Annotated in this window: 17 protein-coding genes and 1 riboswitch; of the genes, 10 read left to right on the plus strand and 7 right to left on the minus strand. The window is 40.0% G+C overall.

What is annotated here, in order from left to right; translation table 11 throughout:
- The first annotated feature begins 188 nt into the window (after positions 1-188).
- Together PBAT_RS03950 and PBAT_RS03955 are read left to right on the plus strand one after the other, a co-directional pair.
- Complete coding sequence (locus tag PBAT_RS03950) at positions 189-674, plus strand: hypothetical protein (protein ID WP_068646782.1); 486 nt, start codon at positions 189-191, stop codon at positions 672-674.
- A 65-nt stretch (positions 675-739) separates the two neighbouring features.
- Complete coding sequence (locus PBAT_RS03955) at positions 740-1264, plus strand: DUF4241 domain-containing protein (protein WP_084402819.1); 525 nt, start codon at positions 740-742, stop codon at positions 1262-1264.
- Between the two features lie 81 nt (positions 1265-1345).
- Here the strand turns inward: PBAT_RS03955 and PBAT_RS03960 are convergent, their stop codons facing one another.
- Genes PBAT_RS03960 through PBAT_RS03970 form a run of 3 tightly spaced genes read right to left on the minus strand, consistent with a single transcriptional unit; the run spans position 1346 to position 5767 of the window.
- Positions 1346-2323, minus strand: coding sequence for a sugar ABC transporter substrate-binding protein (locus PBAT_RS03960; RefSeq protein ID WP_068646784.1), 978 nt, complete (start codon positions 2321-2323; stop codon positions 1346-1348).
- Position 2324: 1 nt separating this feature from the next.
- A complete protein-coding gene (locus tag PBAT_RS03965; RefSeq protein WP_068646786.1) occupies positions 2325-3953 on the minus strand; it encodes a response regulator transcription factor in 1629 nt (542 codons plus the stop codon).
- Entirely contained in the window at positions 3950-5767 is a 1818-nt protein-coding gene (locus PBAT_RS03970; RefSeq protein ID WP_068646788.1) for a sensor histidine kinase, read from the minus strand. The genes PBAT_RS03965 and PBAT_RS03970 overlap by 4 nt, the downstream gene beginning before the upstream one ends.
- Positions 5768-6039: 272 nt before the next feature.
- On the opposite strand from PBAT_RS03970, the gene PBAT_RS03975 reads away from it, so the two are divergent.
- The 6 genes from PBAT_RS03975 (at position 6040) to PBAT_RS04000 (ending at position 12478) form a co-directional block, all read left to right on the plus strand.
- Positions 6040-7065, plus strand: coding sequence for an ABC transporter substrate-binding protein (locus tag PBAT_RS03975; RefSeq protein WP_068646790.1), 1026 nt, complete (start codon positions 6040-6042; stop codon positions 7063-7065).
- A gap of 73 nt (positions 7066-7138) precedes the next feature.
- A complete protein-coding gene (locus tag PBAT_RS03980) occupies positions 7139-8665 on the plus strand; it encodes a sugar ABC transporter ATP-binding protein (RefSeq protein ID WP_068646794.1) in 1527 nt (508 codons plus the stop codon).
- A complete protein-coding gene (locus tag PBAT_RS03985) occupies positions 8658-9695 on the plus strand; it encodes an ABC transporter permease (protein WP_246168586.1) in 1038 nt (345 codons plus the stop codon). Before PBAT_RS03980 ends, PBAT_RS03985 begins: the two co-directional genes overlap by 8 nt.
- Positions 9688-10653 (plus strand): galactofuranose ABC transporter, permease protein YjfF, encoded by a 966-nt coding sequence (yjfF, locus tag PBAT_RS03990; protein ID WP_068646796.1) that lies wholly within the window; start codon positions 9688-9690, stop codon positions 10651-10653. The genes PBAT_RS03985 and yjfF overlap by 8 nt, the downstream gene beginning before the upstream one ends.
- Positions 10654-10782: 129 nt before the next feature.
- The gene (locus PBAT_RS03995; protein WP_246168589.1) at positions 10783-11874 is read left to right on the plus strand and encodes an ABC transporter substrate-binding protein; all 1092 of its coding nucleotides are present in this window, start codon (positions 10783-10785) and stop codon (positions 11872-11874) included.
- 361 nt (positions 11875-12235) lie between these two features.
- Positions 12236-12478: a hypothetical protein gene (locus PBAT_RS04000; protein ID WP_068646798.1), complete on the plus strand. Its 243-nt coding sequence runs from the start codon at positions 12236-12238 to the stop codon at positions 12476-12478.
- A 104-nt stretch (positions 12479-12582) separates the two neighbouring features.
- Here the strand turns inward: PBAT_RS04000 and PBAT_RS04005 are convergent, their stop codons facing one another.
- The 3 genes from PBAT_RS04005 to PBAT_RS04015 all read right to left on the minus strand — a co-directional run bounded on the left by PBAT_RS04005 (position 12583) and on the right by PBAT_RS04015 (position 16335).
- A complete protein-coding gene (locus PBAT_RS04005) occupies positions 12583-13815 on the minus strand; it encodes an L-lactate MFS transporter (protein ID WP_068646800.1) in 1233 nt (410 codons plus the stop codon).
- A 124-nt stretch (positions 13816-13939) separates the two neighbouring features.
- A complete protein-coding gene (locus PBAT_RS04010) occupies positions 13940-14677 on the minus strand; it encodes a LytR/AlgR family response regulator transcription factor (protein WP_068646802.1) in 738 nt (245 codons plus the stop codon).
- A complete protein-coding gene (locus PBAT_RS04015; protein ID WP_188017001.1) occupies positions 14674-16335 on the minus strand; it encodes a sensor histidine kinase in 1662 nt (553 codons plus the stop codon). Before PBAT_RS04015 ends, PBAT_RS04010 begins: the two co-directional genes overlap by 4 nt.
- 640 nt (positions 16336-16975) lie before the next feature.
- Between PBAT_RS04015 and hflX the strand changes: the two genes are divergently transcribed.
- Positions 16976-18232 carry a GTPase HflX gene (gene hflX, locus PBAT_RS04020; RefSeq protein WP_068646804.1) on the plus strand — a complete coding sequence of 419 codons (1257 nt, stop codon included), beginning with the start codon at positions 16976-16978 and terminating at the stop codon, positions 18230-18232.
- A gap of 148 nt (positions 18233-18380) precedes the next feature.
- Here hflX and PBAT_RS04025 read toward each other — a convergent pair whose 3' ends face one another.
- On the minus strand, positions 18381-19409 hold the full coding sequence (locus tag PBAT_RS04025) for an S-layer homology domain-containing protein (RefSeq protein WP_068646806.1): 1029 nt from the start codon (positions 19407-19409) through the stop codon (positions 18381-18383).
- Positions 19410-19641: 232 nt separating this feature from the next.
- Positions 19642-19845, plus strand: a riboswitch (FMN riboswitch).
- Positions 19846-19974: 129 nt separating this feature from the next.
- Between PBAT_RS04025 and PBAT_RS04030 the strand changes: the two genes are divergently transcribed.
- Positions 19975-20925, plus strand: coding sequence for a DMT family transporter (locus PBAT_RS04030; protein WP_068646808.1), 951 nt, complete (start codon positions 19975-19977; stop codon positions 20923-20925).
- The last annotated feature ends 627 nt before the right edge of the window (positions 20926-21552 follow it).

The raw sequence follows: 21552 nt of genomic DNA on the forward strand, positions 1-21552 counted from the left end.
TGACTCCTTAATTAGCGGTCTTGTTCATGTTCATTTACTTCTAAACCTCCGATATACGATATCCTAGAATAGTCAGATATCCTTAATTTGGTTAATTATGTATTATAAATGATTATTAGAATATTCTTTATGTGGTTATCTAAGGTAGAATGCATGTATTTCACAAATAAGGGTGGTGGAGATCTTTCGTGAGACGATACCAAGGGCTAGTAATCGTATTTCTTGTTCTTGTTGTAGCGGGATGTACTTCTGCTTCAAAGATCTCAACCGATCAAGTGAAGGCATTCATCACAGATGTGAAGAAATCAAAGACATTTGTGAAGAATCTGGATGTCCAGTATAGACCGACGGACATTGAAATTATTTATACGCTACACAACAATATAGAGAAGGCAGATCAGATGGATCTGTTGAATAGGAGTAAGCAGTTAGTGAATAGCAAATCCTTCGATCAGGAGGTTATTCAAGGTATTTATTTGAACAAATATAAGTCGGATGGATACCCTGACATAGCGATACTTTTCGATTCGAATGATGATGGAGAGTACGATTATAAATATACTTCTATTTACGATACAAGCGAGTTGAACGTGGCAGATGAATCATCCTATGCTGAGTGGTACTATCACAAAGATATGAGCGCAATGGGCGAACTCGTTCCCTTAGAAGAATGATATGAGGTAGAATGGTGATATGGTCTTTATACTACAATATTCATATATTTATCGGAGGAACGCTTATGATAATTCAATTAGGTGACTTTGAGATTACGTCTGGCCAAATCGTTGTATCTGATCCTTGTTATGAACTGAATCGGGATACCATCATTATGGGTGTCCTAGACAATGTGTTAAATGGAACGTGGGTCGGTCAAGTCGGGAAGATGGAAGTGAGAGATTGGGGCGAAGCATGTTCCAAATTATCGGCATTCCATAGTTCAGTCGCTGAACAAATGGAACATTTGGAATGGGTGAAGTGTTCATTTATTGTTGGCGTGGATAGTGGGCAAGCGGGGATTTTTGATATCAACAAGTATAGAATCTCAGATTCAGATGTCCAAGAGACAGATACTGATACGGATAATGCTTGGTATTTATCTTGTTGTGATATCACCGAGAGTGGTCATGAAGCTGGTGTGTTAGACGGGGGCGTTGTATCACACACAGGTATGGGGGACGGTACCTATGGGGCATACATGGCTACGAATCAGCAGGATCAAGTTATCGGTGTAAAAATTGTATTTATTAAGTCGGCAGAGTTCTAAGAGTTCATAAATGTAACAAATAGACCTGAAAGAGAGCACTTTGTATAAAGTGCTCTCTTTCGGGTCTATTCGTTGAAGTATTCACTCATTATCTTGGACGACACTTCGATTTATTTCCATAATCCCGGTATCATCGAATACTGGAATGGGCTTGTCGTCAGATGCCTGAAGCAGACGTTCAATAATGAGCTTTCCCCATTCCTGTTCATTTTGAGATAGAGAGGATGTGATTTGGCCATTCCGAATGGCCTCATTGATTTTGGGTGTCATTCCGAATGTGAAGGCATATCGATCAAGCCCTTTCGCTTTCCATACGAATATGGAAGAGGAGGCAGAAATGAAATCGAGACCAACGAAAGCATCGAAGTGAGGATGGTCATCAATCATTAATTCGAGATCAGCGGTCGCACGGGCGGAGTTCCCTTTGTTGTACAGAACGTCTAGAACTTGAATTTCAGTATTTTCATTTAGGTAAGTTAGTAATCCGTCGAGTCGTTCGCTTAGGCTGTTCATTTCCGACATGCCTGTCTCCACAAGTATCATTCCTTTGTTTTTCAAAAGAGAGCTGATGATAACGCCCATCTGCTTACCGGAATGATGGTTATCCGTACCGATAAATGCGAGACGTTTGCTTTCGGGCGAATCCGATTCGAAACAAACGACTGGAATGCCCGAGTTCATTGCTTTATTAATCATTGGAATGAGTGCAACGGAATCGATGGGGTCGATTGCGATCCCATCCACCTGTTGTTGAATGAATGTATCCATCATTCGGATTTGTTGCTCAACACTCGTTTCGTCTGGCGCTTTTACAATAAGATGAACCCCATTTGCTTTAGCAGTCTCTTCTGCAATTTCTGTAATCATTCCATAATATGAATGGGCCATAGGATAAATAATACCAAAGGTCCGTGTGATCGAAGTACGCTCATGATTTGTTGTTGATGGAATAGCTCTGATGGGGGCGGACGTCTCCTCTTTAGAGTTGATTATGATGAGAAATACGCATAATCCAACAAAGCAGAGTATTGTGCTAATGATTGTTGTGTACTTTAGCATGTTAGGATCCGTCCGTTCCAGATGACTGGATAGAGATCGTATCTTTCCGTCGGAATTCCTTCGTTGTCATCCCCGTTGACTTCTTGAACAAGTTAGAGAAATAATGAGCATCATTATAGCCAACCTGAAAGGCAATTTCATATGATTTAGCATGAGTTGATTTCAGGAGCTCCATTGCTTTACGAATGCGAACATGCGTGACGTATTCGATAAATGTTTGGCCAATTTCCTGGCTAAATATTTTACTAAGATGGCTAGGGCTTACACTGACATATTCGGCAGCATCTAGTAGCGATAATTGATTGTTGTGATAAGAACGATGGATATATTCTTTCACTTGGTTTAGCATTTCGGTATACTTATCAGTTGCATCTTTACGTCGTAACCAGTATTGTTGTGCAAGATTCGTTAGGTAAATGAATGCTTTCTCCCAACCATCGATAGCTTCAATTTGCTTTTGTAGTCTTCCAAATATTTCGGATGTGTCATCTGCTGAATTTAGAAATGTTTCCTTTACACTCTGAAATACTTTGAGGATAAGGTCGTTTAGAATATAGTAGCCATAAAAAGATGTATTCCAATTCAATCTTTTTAAATCTGAAGCGAACTGTTCAACAAATGGCTGAATGTTGGCTGGTGACCCGAACTTGAGGAACTCGATAAATACACTGTGATCTAATGAAATTGTATGATCTAGAGAGTCTCCAGCAATGGTATATAAGGCATTTCGATTCAGCTTAGTAAGACGACGCCAATGTTTGTCTTCTTCCGCTTCTAGATAGGAATCATGAATGCCCTGTAATCGATCTTGAATCGTACCCATTCCATAGGTTAGTTCGATTGAAGTGAATAAATGATCTGTGAGAGAGTGTTGTTCTTGAATGGACTCGATCGTATGCTGAAGCTGTTCTACTGTATTTCCTTGCAGGATCCATACCCTTTCCGTACGTATTCGCTTAAACGATAGAAATTCAACGTTGTTTTTTAGATTCTGTTCGAACTGAGCCTCATATTGCGATATGACAGAACTATCTATGGATAGGCTACTTTCACTTTCACGACTGCGAAATTCGGTAATGATGACGGTATAATATTTGGCGATCAGATGCAGAGATAGGGAGGTTGCTGCTTGAACGGCTTCAACGGTTGTAATGAAACCACTACATAGATCGGTAAGAAGCATGTCTTGTGTGCGCATGGTCTGATTAGCTACCATTTGCGTAAGTTTATGTAATTGTTCCTTCTCCAGTCTTTCCGAATCAATCTTCTGACTCATCTGATGTAATTGTTTGATAATATCAGCTGCACTGACGGGCTTAATACAATATTCATCGACTCCAATTCGTAGCGCCGCCTGGGCATATTCGAACTCGTCATGTCCACTCAGAATAATAATTTTAATGTCCGGCATACGTTTGCGAATGATAGAGCTGAGCTCCAAGCCATTCATGAACGGCATTTTTATGTCAGTGATGAGGATATCTGGCATCCATTGCTCAATAAGGGGGAGGGCGACCTCACCATCCGAAGCATCACCACAGTATTCGAAGCCTTCTTGTTCCCACTGGATACAGTCGCGTATATTTTCTCTGAACAATATTTCATCGTCAACTAGCATAACCTTCTTCACAGATGATCCCTCCGTTCTATCGGAATATGTATTGATATGTGTGTCCCCTGTAATTCTACACTTTCTATGGTTACCCCATAGTTACTTCCGTAATATAGACGGACCCTCTGATGTACATTATAGAGACCAAATCCGATGATTGTGTTATCTTCTGTTAGTTCCTGAGAGGATGCCATGTTCAGTCTTTGTTGGATCTGTTCCATGCGTTCAGATGTTATTCCTATGCCGTCATCCTCTACCACTAAAGTGAAGACTCCATCACGTTCCGCTTGCGCACTGATCCGAATAAGTCCTTTTCTTCGTTTGTTCTTGATCCCATGATAGAGAGCATTTTCCACAATAGGCTGTAGCGTCATTTTTAGAATAGGTGTATTTAACAAAGAAGGATGAACATCAATTTCGTAGTCGAGTATATCTCTGTAGCGCATTTGTTGAATAATTAAATAATTTTGGACATGCTCTAGCTCATCCTTTAACGAAATCCAATCTCGTCCCTTGCTTAAGCTGATACGAAAGAATCGTGAGAGCGCTTGAACAAGTTGTATAACTTGAGTATTCTTATTGGCTTCGGCCATCCATACAATGGAATCCAGCGTGTTATATAGGAAATGAGGGTTGATTTGAGCTTGTAACGTTCGTAACTCCGCTTTTTTAATTTGTTCTTGTTCGTGTATACCCTTTTCGAGAAGCATTTTGATTTGCTGTAGCATAGTGTTGAAGCTTTTACCAAGGTCCGCAATCTCATCTTGTCCTGTCGTCTTCACTTTAGCTTCGAGAAAACCAGAAGCCGCTTGACGCATTTGTTTCTTTAATAAATGGACAGGTCGAATAAGCCATCGGGTCATAAAGAAATATAAGGTAATTGTAAATAGAATGCTAAGCACGACACTGATGATGATGACTTGCCTGATTTCATTGGCTTCTTCAACAATTTCCTGCAAGGGTGCGGAACCAACGATGGTCCAACCCGTCTCTTCCGATTTGGTATATACAATAAATTTCGGTTTGCCCTGGGAAGTATCAACGAAGCTACCCCGCTTATGAATAAGCTGATTTGTCAGCTCAGTTGGTTGCAATTGAATCGCTTGCTTCTGCTTATTCAACTGTGAGGGTACAAAGATAGGATTGCCTTGCTCATCCATGACAGAGAAGAATCCAGTCTGACCAATCGCTGTATTGTCGATAAATTGCTCAACTACAGAATCATCTAGGTCAATTACAATAAATCCGATAACTTCATGTGTAACTTGTTGTTTTACTGCTGCCATGATGGAAATGACGTTTGGCTGCTTGTATTGAAATCCATCCAACCGATCTAGCTGATCTGCGTCAGAAGGGGAAATATTCAGTACTTGATCGGGGTGCTTAAGAAGCCATGTGAAGTGAGGGTTACGGAGTGGATTAACATCTAGCTGGAATACGCCGACCTGTTCACTGATTCCTTTTCCATACAAGTTAACCATGGAAATGTTGAGAACATTCTCGAACTTATATGTCTCCCTGTATAAATCAAAGGTTGTTAATATTTCTTTGGCATCCTCATAAGTCTCTGTCTGAGAATACAAAAAATGATGAACTGTTGGGTTATTACTCATTTCAAGTAGCTTTCCAACGTCTTGGAACAGAATATCGATATCTCGGCCAAGCTGATCAGCAACCATCAACGTTGCCGTTTTACTATGGCTACTGACTGTATTGAATGATTTCTGATAGGATACTGAACCCACCGCGATCAAGGGGACGGAAGTCAGAATGACGAATAGGGTCAGTAGTTTAGCCCTTAAGCTTGAAGTAATCCATTGTAATAATCTCATATGGGTCAGGTAACCCTTCCATAATATTAATGTAAGCGATTTCAGCTATCGGACTATCATATCAAATAAATGCCTTATTTTCTATGGATAACCAGATGAGACTAAAAAAAACAACTTTTAAACAAAAAAACATACAACATGAAAAGATAAAAAGGAAAATAAACAAAAATACAAAGGGAATACCTAAGGATCTCCGTATAACCAATACTTGAAAGCGCTCTATAATGAAGTCACGCCAATGAATGGTGATGACAAGGGGAGGTACGAAAAATATGAGAAAAGCAAAAAAAGTAGGGGTTCTTACATTATTAATGTCATTGATGTTGGTAACGGCATGTGGTAGCAATAATGGGGCTACGACGAAAGAGAACGCCAATCAACCTGATAAGACTACAACGGAGGCGACTGTAGCCACAGATAAGAAAATTGTATTTGGTTTCTCGCAAGTTGGGGCAGAAAGCGGCTGGCGTACAGCGAATACGACATCCATTCAAGATTCAGCTAAAGAAGCAGGAATTGATCTGAAATTCTCTGATGCTCAACAAAAACAAGAGAATCAAATTAAGGCGCTTCGTTCCTTTATTCAACAAAAAGTAGATGTTATTGGCTTCTCTCCAGTGGTTGAGTCCGGCTGGGATACGGTTCTGAAAGAAGCAAAAGACGCAGGCATTCCAGTTATTCTAACGGACCGGTCTGTTGATTCTACGGATACATCTCTTTATGTGACGTTCTTAGGTTCTGATTTCGTGTTAGAAGGGCAAAAGGCGGGTGAATGGCTCGTTGAAGAATATAAAGACACTACCGATCAAGTGAACATCGTTGAGTTGCAAGGCACAACGGGTTCAGCCCCTGCTATTGATCGTAAAGAAGGCTTCGAAGCTGCAATCAAAGATCATTCTAATCTGAAGATTATTACTTCTCAAACAGGTGACTTTACACGAGCCAAAGGGAAAGAAGTTATGCAAGCTTTCTTGAAGGCTAATAAAGATATCGATGTATTGTACGCTCATAATGATGATATGGCTCTTGGCGCTATTCAGGCAATTGAAGCAGCAGGTTTAAAGCCTGGTGTAGATATTAAGATTATCACAGTGGACGGAATTAAAGACGGCTTCCAAGCTGCAAGCGAAGGTAAGATTAACTTTATCGTAGAATGTAACCCATTGTTTGGTGGACAATTAATGGAAGCTGTTAAAGGTGTTGTTGAAGGGAAAGAACTTCCAAAACGCACAGTAACGGAAGAAGGTACATTTACGATCGAACAAGCGAAAGAAGCACTTCCTAATCGGAAGTATTAATTCAAGGGTCACTTCGTCAAAGAGTTATTTGATGAAGTGACTTTATACAACAGTGAGGAAAGGAGACAAAAATATGGAAGAACAACGTCCAATTTTACAAATGACGGATATTCACAAACAGTTTCCAGGAGTCAAGGCACTTTCTAACGTCCAATTTCGCTTATTCCCTGGAGAAGTTCATGCATTAATGGGAGAGAATGGTGCTGGAAAGTCAACCTTGATCAAGGTGCTAACCGGGGTATATGCGAATGATCAAGGTACAGTGGAATTAGAGGGTAGAACAATATCGCTCCAGAGCCCACAGAATGCTGTCGAGCTCGGGATAAGTACCGTATATCAGGAAGTTAATTTATGTCCAAATTTATCTGTTGCTGAGAATATCTTTATCGGACGAGAACCTCGTCGTTATGGTCGGATTTTATGGAAAGAAATTAATCGCAGAGCTTCACAACTACTCAAGGAGCGACTACAACTTCAAATCGATGTAACAAAGCCTTTACATAGTTATTCCGTAGCGATACAGCAACTTATTGCGATAGCACGTGCTTTGGATGTTTCTGCAAAGGTCCTAATTCTTGACGAACCTACGTCCAGTTTAGATCAGAATGAAGTGAAACAGCTATTCCAGATCATGAATCAATTAAAGAATGAGGGTCTGGCCATCTTATTTGTTACTCATTTCTTAGATCAAGTATATGAAATGTCAGATCGCATAACCATTCTCCGTAACGGAGAGTTTGTAGGGGAATATTTAGCCAAGGATCTCCCTCGAATAGATTTAGTATCCAAAATGATTGGTAAGGAACTTCACATGCTTGAAGACATTCCGAAGACGACAGAAGGACGTATTGGAATGGATGAAGTATTGATCCAGGCAACTGCGCTTGGTAGACAAGGAGTGATCGCGCCTTTTTCCTTACAGATTGGTAAGGGAGAAGTAGTTGGACTTGCAGGACTCCTAGGTTCCGGACGAACGGAACTTGCACGACTCTTCTTCGGAGCTGATCGTACGGATCAAGGGGAACTTAAGCTCGGTGATGTCGGCGGAACGGTACAATCTCCTAAACAAGCTATTAATCAAGGGATCGCATTCTGTTCCGAGAATCGAAAAACAGAAGGGATTATTGAGAATTTAACGATAAGGGAGAACATTATTCTTGCACTTCAGGCTAATCGTGGGCTCTTCAGAACGATTCCTCGTAAGAAGCAAGATGAGATCGCAGAGGAGTATATTAAGAAGCTGAATATCAAACCCTCCAATCCAGAGCATTTGGTCAAGAACTTAAGTGGTGGTAATCAGCAAAAAGTCATTCTCGCTCGTTGGCTGATAATGCAGCCTAAGTTACTTATCTTAGACGAGCCTACGCGTGGAATTGACGTCGGTACCAAAGCAGAAATTCAGAAATTGGTTATATCCTTATCCCGAGAACAGCAGATGTCATTTCTATTTATTTCGTCAGAATTAGAGGAAGTCGTTCGTGTTAGTGACCGTATCGCAATCCTTCGTGATCGCAAGAAGATTCAAGAGATGAATGGTCAAGAAATAAGTCAACATAACGTTTTACAAGCTATTGCAGGAGGGAATTCAACTCATGGCTAGATTAATGAAGCATCACTTATTTTGGCCTTTAACGATGTTAGCAGGACTTTTGTTATTTAATTTATGCTACTCTCCTGATTTCTTCTCCATCCAGATCCGTAATGGTCATCTATATGGAAGTTTGATAGATATATTAAACTTCGGTGCACCTCTGATTGTCGTTGCGATTGGAATGACCCTAGTTATTGCGACCAAAGGGGTAGATCTCTCCGTCGGTTCGATCGTAGCAATTACAGGGGCATTAGCTTGTATGACGCTTAGTAAGAGTAGTGATCAGAATGGGTTTGCTGTAGTACTTCTTGCCATCGTGATTTCGCTAGTGTTGGCCATTGTATTAGGTTTATGGAATGGCTTATTGGTTTCTTTAGGAGGAATCCAGCCTATTATTGCAACACTCATTCTTATGGTGGCAGGCCGAGGAATTGCTCAGCTTATTACGAGCGGTCAGATTATTACTGTCTCAAGCCCACGCTACAATTATATTGGTGCGGGATCGCTCTTGGGGTTACCGTTCTCTGTATTTATCGTGCTGGCTATATTTATTACAGCATTACTTTTGACTCGTAAATCAGCACTTGGTTTATTTATAGAATCCGTGGGTACGAATTCAGAAGCGAGTCGCTTGGCTGGCATTCGTTCAAGGGCTATTTTAATTTCCGTATATGCTTTTTGTGGTATATGTGCAGGGATCGCAGGTTTGATTCTTAGTTCCAACGTTTCCAGCGCTGACGGTAACAATGCAGGGTTATGGGTTGAACTTGACGCTATACTTGCTGTTGTTATTGGAGGAACCTCGATGAATGGTGGTAGATTTTACTTGTCAGGGACGCTGATCGGCGCACTCATTATTCAGACATTAACGACAACAATTTATATGATTGGCGTACCTCCAGAAATAACCTTGGTTGTGAAGGCCTTTGTCGTCTTAGTTGTTTGTTTGATACAGTCTGAGGCGTTCCGAAAGAAAATATTCGAACGACGAAAATATCGTAAGTATTCGGATAAGGCGGAGGTTACACGACATGCTTAAGAAACAGTATCTTCCAATTATCGTGACGGTGGCTTTATTTATGGTGATGTTTGTCGCGGGGGCCTTTCGATATACCGGTTTCTTCTCCTTACAGGTGCTGCTTAACCTATTGATTGATAATGCCTTTCTATTGATCGTAGCTATAGGAATGACTTTTGTCATTATATCAGGTGGCATTGACTTATCTGTTGGATCCATGATTGCCCTTACGACCATGGTATCAGCTAGTCTAATACAGAATGTAGGATGGTCGCCTTGGGTTGTTATTCCATTGGTGCTGATGATCGGCGCTACTTTTGGTTGTGCTATGGGCGCTTTGATTCATTACTTTAATATTCAACCCTTTATCGTAACGTTAGCGGGCATGTTCTTGGCTAGGGGACTTTGTTATGTGATTAGTATCAATACAATTACGATTAATAATACGTTTTATATGAGTATGGCTCAGACTAAGATTCATCTTCCCGGTGGTAATTTCATCTCCATCAGTGTGCTGATTGCATTGGTAGCTGTTGCGATCGGCATTTATGTGGCACATTATACGCGCTTTGGTCGTAATGTCTATGCATTGGGTGGAAGTGAACAATCAGCTGTATTGATGGGGTTACCCGTGGCACGCACGAAAATTCTTGTGTATACATTAAGCGGATTCTGTTCTGCATTGTCAGGTGTTGTATTTACTTTCTATATGCTCTCAGGTTATGGCCTTCATGCGAATGGACTCGAACTGGATGCCATTGCAGCAGTCGTTATTGGGGGGACCTTATTAACTGGGGGAGTAGGCTATATTGCGGGTACGTTCTTTGGTGTCATGATTCAAGGGGTTATCCAAACAATCATCAGTTTTGAAGGAACCCTGAGTTCTTGGTGGACCAAGATTGTTATTGGCCTATTATTATTCAGCTTTATCGTCTTTCAAAGGATTTTTACTACGAGGCGTTCGTCTAGAAGAGGTTAGCCAGCCATTGCTCTTTTTTTTCTTGGGAATATGAGGACTTCCAATTTGAAGCGGAATATGTCAAGCTTTCAGATAGAAAGTAATGTCAAATAATATTGTCCTCATACCTGCTTATAGGAAGGGAATACGATGGATAAACGAATGGTATTAATGATGTGGATGATTGTTCTTGTTAGCTTCTTATTTCTTGGTTGCGAGTCTACTCAGAACACAGAATCACTTGTGGACTCATCTAATACAGGGAATACCAACCAAGCAAGTTCAGGAGAATCAAGAAACCAAGTAAATATGGAAGTAATGCCTCAAGATACAGTACTCAGTGAATCTCAGCATTCTACTCAGAAGATAACTTTAGGTTATTCTCAGTTGGGTTCGGAAAGTGATTGGCGTAAAGCCAATACGAACTCGGTTAAGGAATCTGCTAAAGAAGCCGGAATAACGCTGCTATTCGAGAACGCTGAGCAGTCGCAGGAGAAGCAATTCGAAGCGATTCGGTCTTTTATTAAACAAAAGGTAGATGTTATCGCGATTGCACCTGTTGTACAATCGGGTTGGGAGCCAATACTTCAGGAAGTAAAGCAAGCAGGCATTCCGGTTATCATAGCTGATCGTTCTGTTAATGTGACGGATTCATCTCTGTATGTGACTTTTATTGGATCTGATTTTTATGATGAGGGTCGCAAAGCCGGTAAGTATTTGTTAGACAAAATGAAGGGTAGGCCAGGACCTATCGGCATTGTGGAACTTCAGGGTACCATGGATTCTTCCCCAACGATTGAGCGGAAAAATGGTTTTCGAGAGATCATTGATTCACGAGCTGACTTGAAGATACTTAAGACTAGATCAGCCAATTTCACCCTTGAACAGGGCAAAAAAGTTATGCAGTCTATTATTGAGGAATTAGGTGAAGACATCGATGTCTTGTTCTCTCATAACGACGATATGGCATTAGGTGCCATTGAAGCGATGGAAGAGGCAGGATTACGTCCTGGTATAGACATTGTCATCATCTCTGTGGATGGTACTCGTAAGTCTTTTGAAATGATGGTTCAAGGGAAAATAAACGCTGTTGTCGAATGCAATCCACTTTTGGGAATGAATCTGATGCAGGTTGTAAAAGAAATCATGGGTGGCAAGAACCTGCCGAAACGTATCGTATTGCCAGAAAGTATATTTACTCAGTCCATTGCTGAGCGAGAAATAAATAATAGAAAGTATTGATCTAGGATCCTCCAATCCAGTTACTGGGTTGGGGGATTTTTAGTGTGCCCAGTATGAGTATTTGTTGCAACGATCAGGCTTGCAGACCGTTATCTTAGCGATCATTCTTCACAAATATTTGAGGACTATTTCAGTGGCTCGTTTAAGGGATGAGAGGTTTTTATTTTAATACCTGTAACTTAATTATAAAATAGGCGTTTAGATATATGCATGTATTCTACTGCGTTATTTAAACCAATCCATCAGCATTTTTGGAGGTGATTTTCCGTAATTAGACTAATCTGCTGAAGAAATGACTCATTATTGGTCTTGTCTTAGGAAACTTGTGGTGTATTGATCTATTCATGGAGGGCGTTAATCAATGAGGAAAATTAATCAGGTATGGAGAATCATTCTGACTTCTGATCAGTTGGCGTATTGTTTAGATACTAAAAGTTTAGTAGAGATATTCTATGAGGATCACATCGATTATGTGGGGGAAATTCTAGGGTTCTCGGAGTACAGAATAGAAGTAGAGGGTGGAAGTTATTTGAGGTCTAACTGTAAAGTAAGGATGGAAGTGAAATTAGCTAAGAGCACTTCACTCGATTTGAGCTACGAATAAAGAATGAATAATCATTGCACAATACAACAATCCTCCCATCCACATACGGGACAGAAGGACATGTTGTTGTGACACCAAGATCAGCTTAGCGAACTATAGATTGGTTACACTAACGTACCATCTGGTTTCAAATGCATTCGTTTCTTCTTCACTTTACCTCGAACTGGAGGTTTAAGAATGGTGATCAGAATGAGAGAGATGATGCAGAGAATACCTATGACGATAAACGTTGGTTTAAATCCTCCAGTGATGGAGGCAATGAATGCACCGGATAATGCACCGAGCCCGAAACCTTGGTAGATGATTCCGTAGTTCTTGCTATGATTCTTCAGGCCGAAGAAATCTCCGACAATCGCTGGGAATACAGTGATGTTACCACCGAAGCAAAAGGCGATTCCTGCCACACAAGCAAAGAATATACCATAGTTCAGCGGCACGAAACTTAACACAAGTACGGAAGCCGTCGTAATAATCAATGCACCTGCTACAACACGTAATCGACCAACTTTGTCGGATAGAGCGCCAAGTATAATTCGTCCTGCTGTATTAAAGATGGCGATCATAGCTACAGCATTAGCAGCACTTTCAACAGATAGTCCAACTAATTGCACACCAATGTCTTTTACGATGCCAATAAGATACAGTCCACTCATACAAGCGGTAAAGAAAATAATGAACAAGAGATAAGCTTCCTTGGTTCTTAACATTTCTTTCACAGTGAAATTTTTGTCATCACCATGAGCAAGTTCAGTCGGACTCAATTGATCAACTACAGGAGCTTCGCGAATAATCTGAGCGCCCAATATGACCATGATCATCACAATAACTCCCCATATTAGGAACGCTTGCGATACCCCCATAGAACTAATAAATACAGAATTGATATATTTAAAAATCAAGCTACCCATACCGAAAGCACCAACAGACACGCCAGAAATTAGACCCTTCTTGTTAGGGAACCATTTGATCAGATTAGATAAAGAAGTAATATAGGCAGTACCATCTGCGAATCCAACGACCACACCAGCTAGTAGATATATGAGGAATAACGAATGTACCTGAGAGCTTGCAATGAGACCAAGTCCAAGGACTATTCCTGCGATGGTGATGAGTTTACGAATACCCAACTTATCTTGTAGCTTACCTGCGAATAGCGTTGAAATTGCGAGCGAAAAGCTAGTAATAGAGAAGGTCATCGCAACTGAACTGAGATCCCAGCCAAATTTACTAACGAGTGGTTGATTGAATAAGCTCCATGTATAGATTGTTCCAAGACCCATCTGAATGATGATCGTACCAAGAACGATTAGCCAACGATTCATAGGTGTATTTTTCATAGGTTTGGCCCTTCTTTCTCATTTCTCATGATGTTAATGTAACCTTATAACCGAATTATAGCCCTTGTAGAAGTTGGATGGGCGGTTATGGCATGAGATGCTATGAAAGCGGTACCAAATGCATTTAGATATTCATAATCTGCCGAAATTCTTTAATATGACTGCGGCTAACGGGGACTTCATAGTCCAGATCTTTCATTTTTAAAAGGTACGTATTATTAAACCAAGGAATGATTTCTCTAATCTTAGAAATATTGATGATATATGAACGATGACAGCGGAAGAATAGGTCTTGAGGTAGACTATTATAGAATTCCGAGATGCTCATGTGTAATGAATATTCATCCGTTCGGGTATACACATAGGTCACTTTCTCTTGGGCAGAAGCATAATAGATATCATCAATATCAGTCACCATAATTTTCTCGTTTTTCCACAGATTGATTTTGTTCTTAATACCACTACGCTCTGGTATGGGTTGATGATTAATTTCAATATCTCTAGTGTGAGCATTTTGTAACTTTTGTAGCATGGAGGTAATGCGTGACTCGTGATATGGTTTGAGAATATAATCGAAGGCCTCAATTTCAAAAGCCTCAATTGCATGCTCCTTATAAGCAGTAATAAAGACGATATATGGTTTCTGCGCAAATTTACTAATACTTTTACCCAATAGAACACCATCTAACGAAGGGATATTAATATCTAGAAAAATAACGTCCACTTGCGTATCCTGCACGAATTTAAGTGCATCAATCCCATCTTCGAAACGCCCAATGATTTCAATATCACTATGTGTCTTAATTAAGTATTCCAATTCTTCTCGTGCCAAGTATTCGTCTTCCACTAGAATCGCTTTCATCGAATCTCCTTCTGTATTACAAAATGTATGTGAGTTCCTTTATCCAGTCTACGAATCGTTAATCCTTCGCCATATATGAGTTTCACACGTTGGTGAACATTGTAAAGGCCAATCTTGTTCTCTGGAACTTGTCCCGTGTAGATATTGTTGATGATACCTTCTTCAATCCCTACCCCAGTATCTTCAATGGATATTTTGACACGATGACCCTCATCTTTAACGCCAATCGTTACGGTTCCAACACCTTTGGATTTCAGAATACCATGTACAATAGCATTCTCCACTAAAGGTTGAATGATAAGGCTTGGGATGTTGATACTAACATCATCAATATCATATATGACCTGCAGACGATTACCAAATCGAGCGGTCTCAATCTCCACATAGTTACGTACCTGTTGAAGTTCCTTGTTAATATCAATAAAGGGATCATTTAACTCCAGATTGTATCGCAAATAACCGGACAAATTGACGATGAGTTCCCTTGCCTTATCTGGATTGATCCGGATAGAAGAAATAATCGCGTTTAACGCGTTGAACAAGAAATGCGGATTGATGCGAGACTGTAATGCTTTCAGTTCGGCTTTATTGGCCATTTCTTTCATCTGCTCAATGCGGGATACTTCCATCAAGGTAGAAATAATTTGAGATAATCCAATGGCCATCGTCTGCAGAGGATAGGTAATCTGTTGAGGTTTGCGGTAATAAATTTTCAGTGCCCCTGTGACTTCACCCTTCTCCCGAAGAGGGATAATAATGAGTGATTTGATGGAGGGATTCTTATGTTGTTCCTCATGATTTCGGATCGTTATTTCACCACTTTGGATAGTAGCCCTCGTCTCGTCACTAATCATTTCGTTACCAAGATTATAGTACTCAGAGCCCATGCCTACATATGCTAGGATGCTCTTGGTATCCGTTATTGCGACTGCATCCGCTTGAATATCTTCCCGAATAATGTCACAGATGGTGTTCAGGGATGCTTTATTAATTGAACGAAAATAAGGCAGCGTCTTATTCGCTATATCAAGCGCAAGCTTGGCTTGCTTAGCTGCAATCGTCTCTTTCTCACCTTCAACCCCTTGGATCAATAGTACGATTAGACCCACACTGATCTCGCTAAGGATGAGTGGTGCAGCAATTCTAGATACGATATCTACACCAAGGGAATGGGGTTCAGCTAATATAAGAATTAGAATCATAGTTAAAGCTTCGCACAACATTCCTGCGATAATGCCGGCAATCCACTTTTTTTTCTTAGGTGATTTCAGATGAATGTATCCGGCAACAAGCCCGGCAATAATACTTGCGATAAGGCAAGGTAGGGAAGTGACACCATGAATATCGATGAGATAACGGTGCACTCCTGAGAGAACTCCCGTACTAATCCCCACTACCGTTCCGAATAGAATCCCTCCAGACATGATGGCGATCATTCGAACATTTACTAAGGATCCTTCTACATTAATACCCGAATATGTCCCTAGAATAGCAAATAGGGTGAAGAGGGCAGATAGAATAATTAGTTGTTTAGAATGGTAGATATCCTTTTGAAAAATTTCCTTGAATTGTGGAATAAGGGTAAGAAAGAACAAGCAGCTGAGAAGAAGCGATGCAGGTTCAAACTGCTGTAATAGAATTGCTAAATCGGCATTCAATAAGGCGTCCTCCAGACTTGGTAATTACAATGGTTTCTATTATGCGCTTATTATTTCAAAAAACAATAAGACCAGTTCTTAGTTCTTAAGCGAACTTAACTTAGACTGTGATAACTTAACCTAATTGTGAGATGAGCTGAACTGTGTTAATATGGAGGCAACTATAATGATCGGAGGCTTCTCGAAGAGATGAATGATAAATTCCGTTACTACACTTTGTGCCACTAATTGAATAGTGCAAAGGCTCTGCTCCTCGTGCAGGGCGAACGGGATTGGTCTGTTTATTCTAGAGATTGCCATTTATTTAATAATGCGAATATCTGAATGAAAATAAAGAGGGAGAATTATTCCACCCTCTTTTTGTCGTATTTATTCATATAGGTATTGTTGCCGAGTTGGATACACGGCTTAACGATAACGTAGGGTAGGAATGGCTATCGTCTCAAGAGTTATTCAAGTCCATGATTAGAGTATTTCATTATTAAACCTTAGAATCCACGGTTAACGGACCGAAAAACTCTTGTTTATAGAAGTGTATAACAAAGGTATTCATGTGGGTGATGATGGATATTTCTCGTTCGCTTAAGCCATAGGAGATCCGTCTGAGGTTTTATATTTTGAACGTAATGGAGGTTTACTTATGGAAGAACAACAGAAAGCGATAATAGTAGGCGTTAACGTGAAACATCAGGAGGATTTCGAGTACTCTATGGAGGAATTGAGGAACTTATCTTCCGCATGCCATGTAGAAGTTGTAGGACAACTTGTACAGAACTTAGAACGCGTGAACAATTCTCATTATATTGGTAAAGGGAAAGTGCAAGAGGTTAAGGCATTGTATGATATGCAAGAAGCGAATATGGTTATTTTTAATGATGAATTGTCACCATCTCAGATTCGTAACTTGGAAGCAGAATTACAATGTAAAGTAATCGATCGTACCATTCTCATCTTGGATATATTTGAGAAGCGGGCCAAGACACGGGAAGCACAACTTCAAGTGGAAGTCGCGCAACTGCAATATATGTTACCTAGACTTATCGGATTACGTGAATCCTTGGGTCGACAAGGCGGTGGCGTTGGGACCAAGAACAAGGGAGCAGGGGAGACGAAGTTGGAGCTTGATCGTCGCCGAATTGAGGATAAGATCAGCGCTTTAAATAAAGAACTAGAGATCCTCGTATCTCAGCGACAGACCCAACGAAAGAAGCGTCAAAGAAACGAACTTCCCGTAGTATCACTGGTTGGATACACCAATGCAGGCAAATCAACAATTATGAATGCGATGGTAGAGTCGTTCGGGCCATCAAGTGAGAAGTTGGTTTTTGAAAAAGACATGCTGTTCGCAACACTCGAAACTTCGGTACGTAAGATCCGTCTCAAAGATAATAAATCCTTTTTACTGACGGATACCGTTGGATTTGTAAGTAAACTTCCGCATCATCTGGTTAAGGCGTTTCGTTCTACGCTTGAAGAAGTGGCTGAGGCAGATCTACTGATTCATGTTATTGATTATTCAAATAGCGAGCATGAGAACTTGATGGATATTACAGATAACACGTTAAAAGAAATAGGTATTACAGATATCGATACCGTGCTCGCTTATAACAAGTGTGATATGGTGAATTGCACGATTCCTCTTGTGGAGGATCAGAGTATCTACCTTGCTGCGAAACAGAGAGTGGGTCTAACTGAACTTGTGGATATCATTTCTTCCCATGTTTTTAAAGATTATATTCATTGCGAAATGTTTATTCCTTATGAACAGGGACAAGTGGTCTCATATCTGAATGAACACGCCCACGTGATATCTACCACATACGATCCTGATGGTACACGCTTAAATATAGAATGTAGACCGATGGTTATTGAGAAATATCGTGAATATGTTGTATGAGACATTATGAATAACAAATGAATAAACAAATTATACACATAACAAGGCTCCTACCATTGTGGCAGGAGCCTTGTTTGTAATAAATATCCACTAGCTTGTTCACAATACACAATATAAAAGAAGATTAGTGTTAAAGGTTATAAGTTATTTACTTCGCGATTAGATCTTCTGGGTTCTTTATCGGAGTAGTTGGAGCCTCACCGTAAGGAAGTAGTAAGGAGAATGGATCCGTTACTCCAACGGAAGAAGCTTCATATTGTGCCACTACCTTATAGTTGGAAGGTACATAAGTAACGGCAGTAGATTTAGAGATAACTTGTATATTCATTTGGTCGGGATCGGGTTGATTGATACTGAAGTACAGAGTTGCAGTTAGATCAATACCAAATTCAATACGGTTAATTGAGGTCGTATAGCCTGGGTTAGGTAGGTTATTAACGGTAAGTGATACTTTGTTAACACCAGCGGCAGCCTTTTCTAGTGCAACAATGGCCTCGTAAGATTTTGTAGGCGTAACGACTTCTTTCACAGGGAGGGTTTTCTTGATGTACTCAGTAGCATCGTATATTAATACAGCTGCTTCGGAGCGGGTAACGGCTTCATTAGGACGGAATTTCCCATCATCACTTAAAGCGATAAGTTTCATATTTAATAGAGCTTGCAAGCTGTTCGAAACATCTGGAGTAAGCTTTTCACCATCTGAGATGTTAATGAACATTAGGGTTACTGGAAAGTTCCCTTTCGTCATGATTGCTTGGTGAATTAAGTGTGCAAATTGAGCACGGGTCATTGTATCCTTAGGATTAACCATCTTATCGACAGAGAGCCCATTTTGCTGAGCGATTAGAAAATTTAGAGAATACGAAGATTTTTCAGCCACTCTAGTGATGTAGTAATTTGCATTAGATAATTGTTTTGTATCCATTTTTAAATCGAAAGCATTGACTAATAACTGAATTCCCTGAGCATTTGTCATTTTGGACTTAGGAGCGAATAAATCTTGAGTAACTCCGTTTATTATTCCTGCAGATTGAAGAGCATTGATTTTTGCCTCAGCTGGGTTACCCCACAGATCTGAGAATGCAAATGCGGATGTGCCAAATGACAGCGATGCTGCCAAGATACCACAAACAATAGCTGTCTTAGTGGTATTGTAATTAAATAATTGTTTTTTCATTAGTATCACCTCTACATCTATAGATGGTTAATAATAGAAAAAAGTTGCAGCTTGTTTACAACTTATTTTTCATGATCCTTTTAGAGAATAATGAGCTGTTGAAAACATCTATTTGGAAATTAATTTTATTTTACAGAAACAAATCATTGACTAATTTCATTGTGACGATTTTAATAGAGATATAGCAAATGTTATCGTATGATGATGTTCTATACCAAATACAAAATTGAATATGGATCTTCGGGGTAAGGTGAAATTCCTGACCGGCGGTGAGAGTTCATTCTTACGATAGATTGTTAAGCCAAGCTTGATTGGGTTTGGCAATCCATCATAAATGAACTTATAGCCCGCGACTCGTCTTTCATGAAATGATGAAGGCGACTGACTTGGTGTGATTCCAAGGCCGACGGTAAAGTCCGGATGGGAGAAGATCAAAAATATTGCATGACGTGGTTTTTTTTGCTGCGCGCACGCTTATTTGATCATCCCTCGTAATGTCGACATCTGTCGATAACGGGGGATTTCTGCTGTAAGACCCCATATTCAGATGAAGGGGACAGAGAAGATGGAAAGTGTCAATTCAAGTGTATCGGTAGGAGAGAAGCGTTCGAAGAGTGGATTTTGGTTAGTGGTATTAGGAGCGGCTTTGTGGGGTGTAGATCCTTTATTCCGCATTATATTATTGGAATCATTGACTTCAACCCAGATTGTATTGCTAGAGCATATTATTATCGCCTTGTTTGTTGCTCCAGTCTTATGGAAGAATCGCCATGAGCTTCGTGGGTTACGTATGCGGCATGCTGTTGCACTACTTTTTATATCATGGGGTGGATCAGCGATAGCGACGATTTTATTTACAATGGGACTCGCTAATGGGAATTTGAACGCTGTGTTGTTACTACAGAAGTTACAACCACTTTTCGCTATTATTATGGCGAGAATGTTATTGAATGAACGATTACCGAAAAATTTCTCACTCTTGTTTCCATTAGCACTTTTTGGTACGTATTTACTTACATTCGGATTTGAATTTCCTGTAGGACATTGGAATGACTTCGTTCAAGTAGGAAGCTTACTTTCTCTCGGGGCAGCGGCTTTGTGGGGAGGATCAACCGTGATGGGTCGCCTAATGGTCGGACAGATGAAATATGAAACAGTAGCTTCGATGAGATTCATCCTTGCATTACCATTACTACTCGTTATCTCCTGGGGTGAGGGCGGAATCTGGAATTTACCAACAGGATCGACGGCTATGATTGCAGTTGCAGTCAATCTTTTGGGGCAAGCACTATTACCTGGACTACTCAGTCTACTGGTCTATTATAAAGGACTTACGACTACTAAAGCTTCAGTAGCTACACTTGCGGAGTTGAGTTTCCCTATGGTGGGTGTGATTATCAATTGGATTGTATTCGATATTGTCGTCACTCAGACTCAAATTCTCGGATTTGTTCTGATATGGGTAGCATTATTTGCAATTTCTAGACAGGGTGGGGAAAATGCTCCTACTTTGTAGACTACTATAAGAATTAAATAAAACCTCTCGTATCCATGAACTTTAATGGGAACGAGAGGTTTTTCTATGAATTCGAGATGCATTATATCCACTCATATTACCTATATACATTTGATATTAGCGTGGTAATCCTAATGATAGGAAAACATCCTTTCATTATATAGCCTAATTTAACCCTTGAATATCACGTGCATTTAAGTTAGAAGTAGTATCTTTAATTAATGAATCCTTAGCAATAAAAATATAGGGTAGTTACAACGTCGACTAGCACTCTTCTGCCGTTGGAAGGAGTCAAATTATAATTGTAAATATTTATAACTTGCATAGATATAGAAGGGCATGGTATATTTTAAATCCGGAAACTGAGAGGACAAGAAATACTCAGTTGAGAAATGAAAATGTTAAAAAGGATTTGAAAAAAACCTTGCATTATTAAACCGGACATGATAAGATATAGAAGTTGTCGCCGAGAACATGCGGTGCTAACGAAACGGAATAATTGGTCTTTGAAAACTGAACAACGAGTGAGTAGATTTTGCGATAAGTGAAATCAAAACAAATGAGAAATCATTTGATAGAGAATGTAAATTCTCGCCAGTTTGTTTCAAAATGAGCATTTCGCTCTTT

The organism is Paenibacillus antarcticus, from assembly GCF_001637225.1.
GTDB classification, from domain to species: domain Bacteria; phylum Bacillota; class Bacilli; order Paenibacillales; family Paenibacillaceae; genus Paenibacillus_AQ; species Paenibacillus_AQ antarcticus.

Coding starts and splice junctions, on each gene's coding strand:
- yjfF (WP_068646796.1), top strand. CDS start 9,688: ATGCTTAAGAAACAGTATCTTCCAATTATCGTGACGGTGGCTTTATTT.
- PBAT_RS03995 (WP_246168589.1), top strand. CDS start 10,783: ATGGATAAACGAATGGTATTAATGATGTGGATGATTGTTCTTGTTAGC.
- PBAT_RS04030 (WP_068646808.1), top strand. CDS start 19,975: ATGGAAAGTGTCAATTCAAGTGTATCGGTAGGAGAGAAGCGTTCGAAG.
- PBAT_RS03955 (WP_084402819.1), top strand. CDS start 740: ATGATAATTCAATTAGGTGACTTTGAGATTACGTCTGGCCAAATCGTT.
- PBAT_RS04005 (WP_068646800.1), bottom strand. CDS start 13,815: ATGAAAAATACACCTATGAATCGTTGGCTAATCGTTCTTGGTACGATC.
- PBAT_RS04025 (WP_068646806.1), bottom strand. CDS start 19,409: ATGAAAAAACAATTATTTAATTACAATACCACTAAGACAGCTATTGTT.
- PBAT_RS03960 (WP_068646784.1), bottom strand. CDS start 2,323: ATGCTAAAGTACACAACAATCATTAGCACAATACTCTGCTTTGTTGGA.
- PBAT_RS03980 (WP_068646794.1), top strand. CDS start 7,139: ATGGAAGAACAACGTCCAATTTTACAAATGACGGATATTCACAAACAG.
- PBAT_RS03970 (WP_068646788.1), bottom strand. CDS start 5,767: ATGAGATTATTACAATGGATTACTTCAAGCTTAAGGGCTAAACTACTG.
- PBAT_RS03985 (WP_246168586.1), top strand. CDS start 8,658: ATGGCTAGATTAATGAAGCATCACTTATTTTGGCCTTTAACGATGTTA.
- PBAT_RS04010 (WP_068646802.1), bottom strand. CDS start 14,677: ATGAAAGCGATTCTAGTGGAAGACGAATACTTGGCACGAGAAGAATTG.
- PBAT_RS03975 (WP_068646790.1), top strand. CDS start 6,040: ATGAGAAAAGCAAAAAAAGTAGGGGTTCTTACATTATTAATGTCATTG.
- hflX (WP_068646804.1), top strand. CDS start 16,976: ATGGAAGAACAACAGAAAGCGATAATAGTAGGCGTTAACGTGAAACAT.
- PBAT_RS04000 (WP_068646798.1), top strand. CDS start 12,236: ATGAGGAAAATTAATCAGGTATGGAGAATCATTCTGACTTCTGATCAG.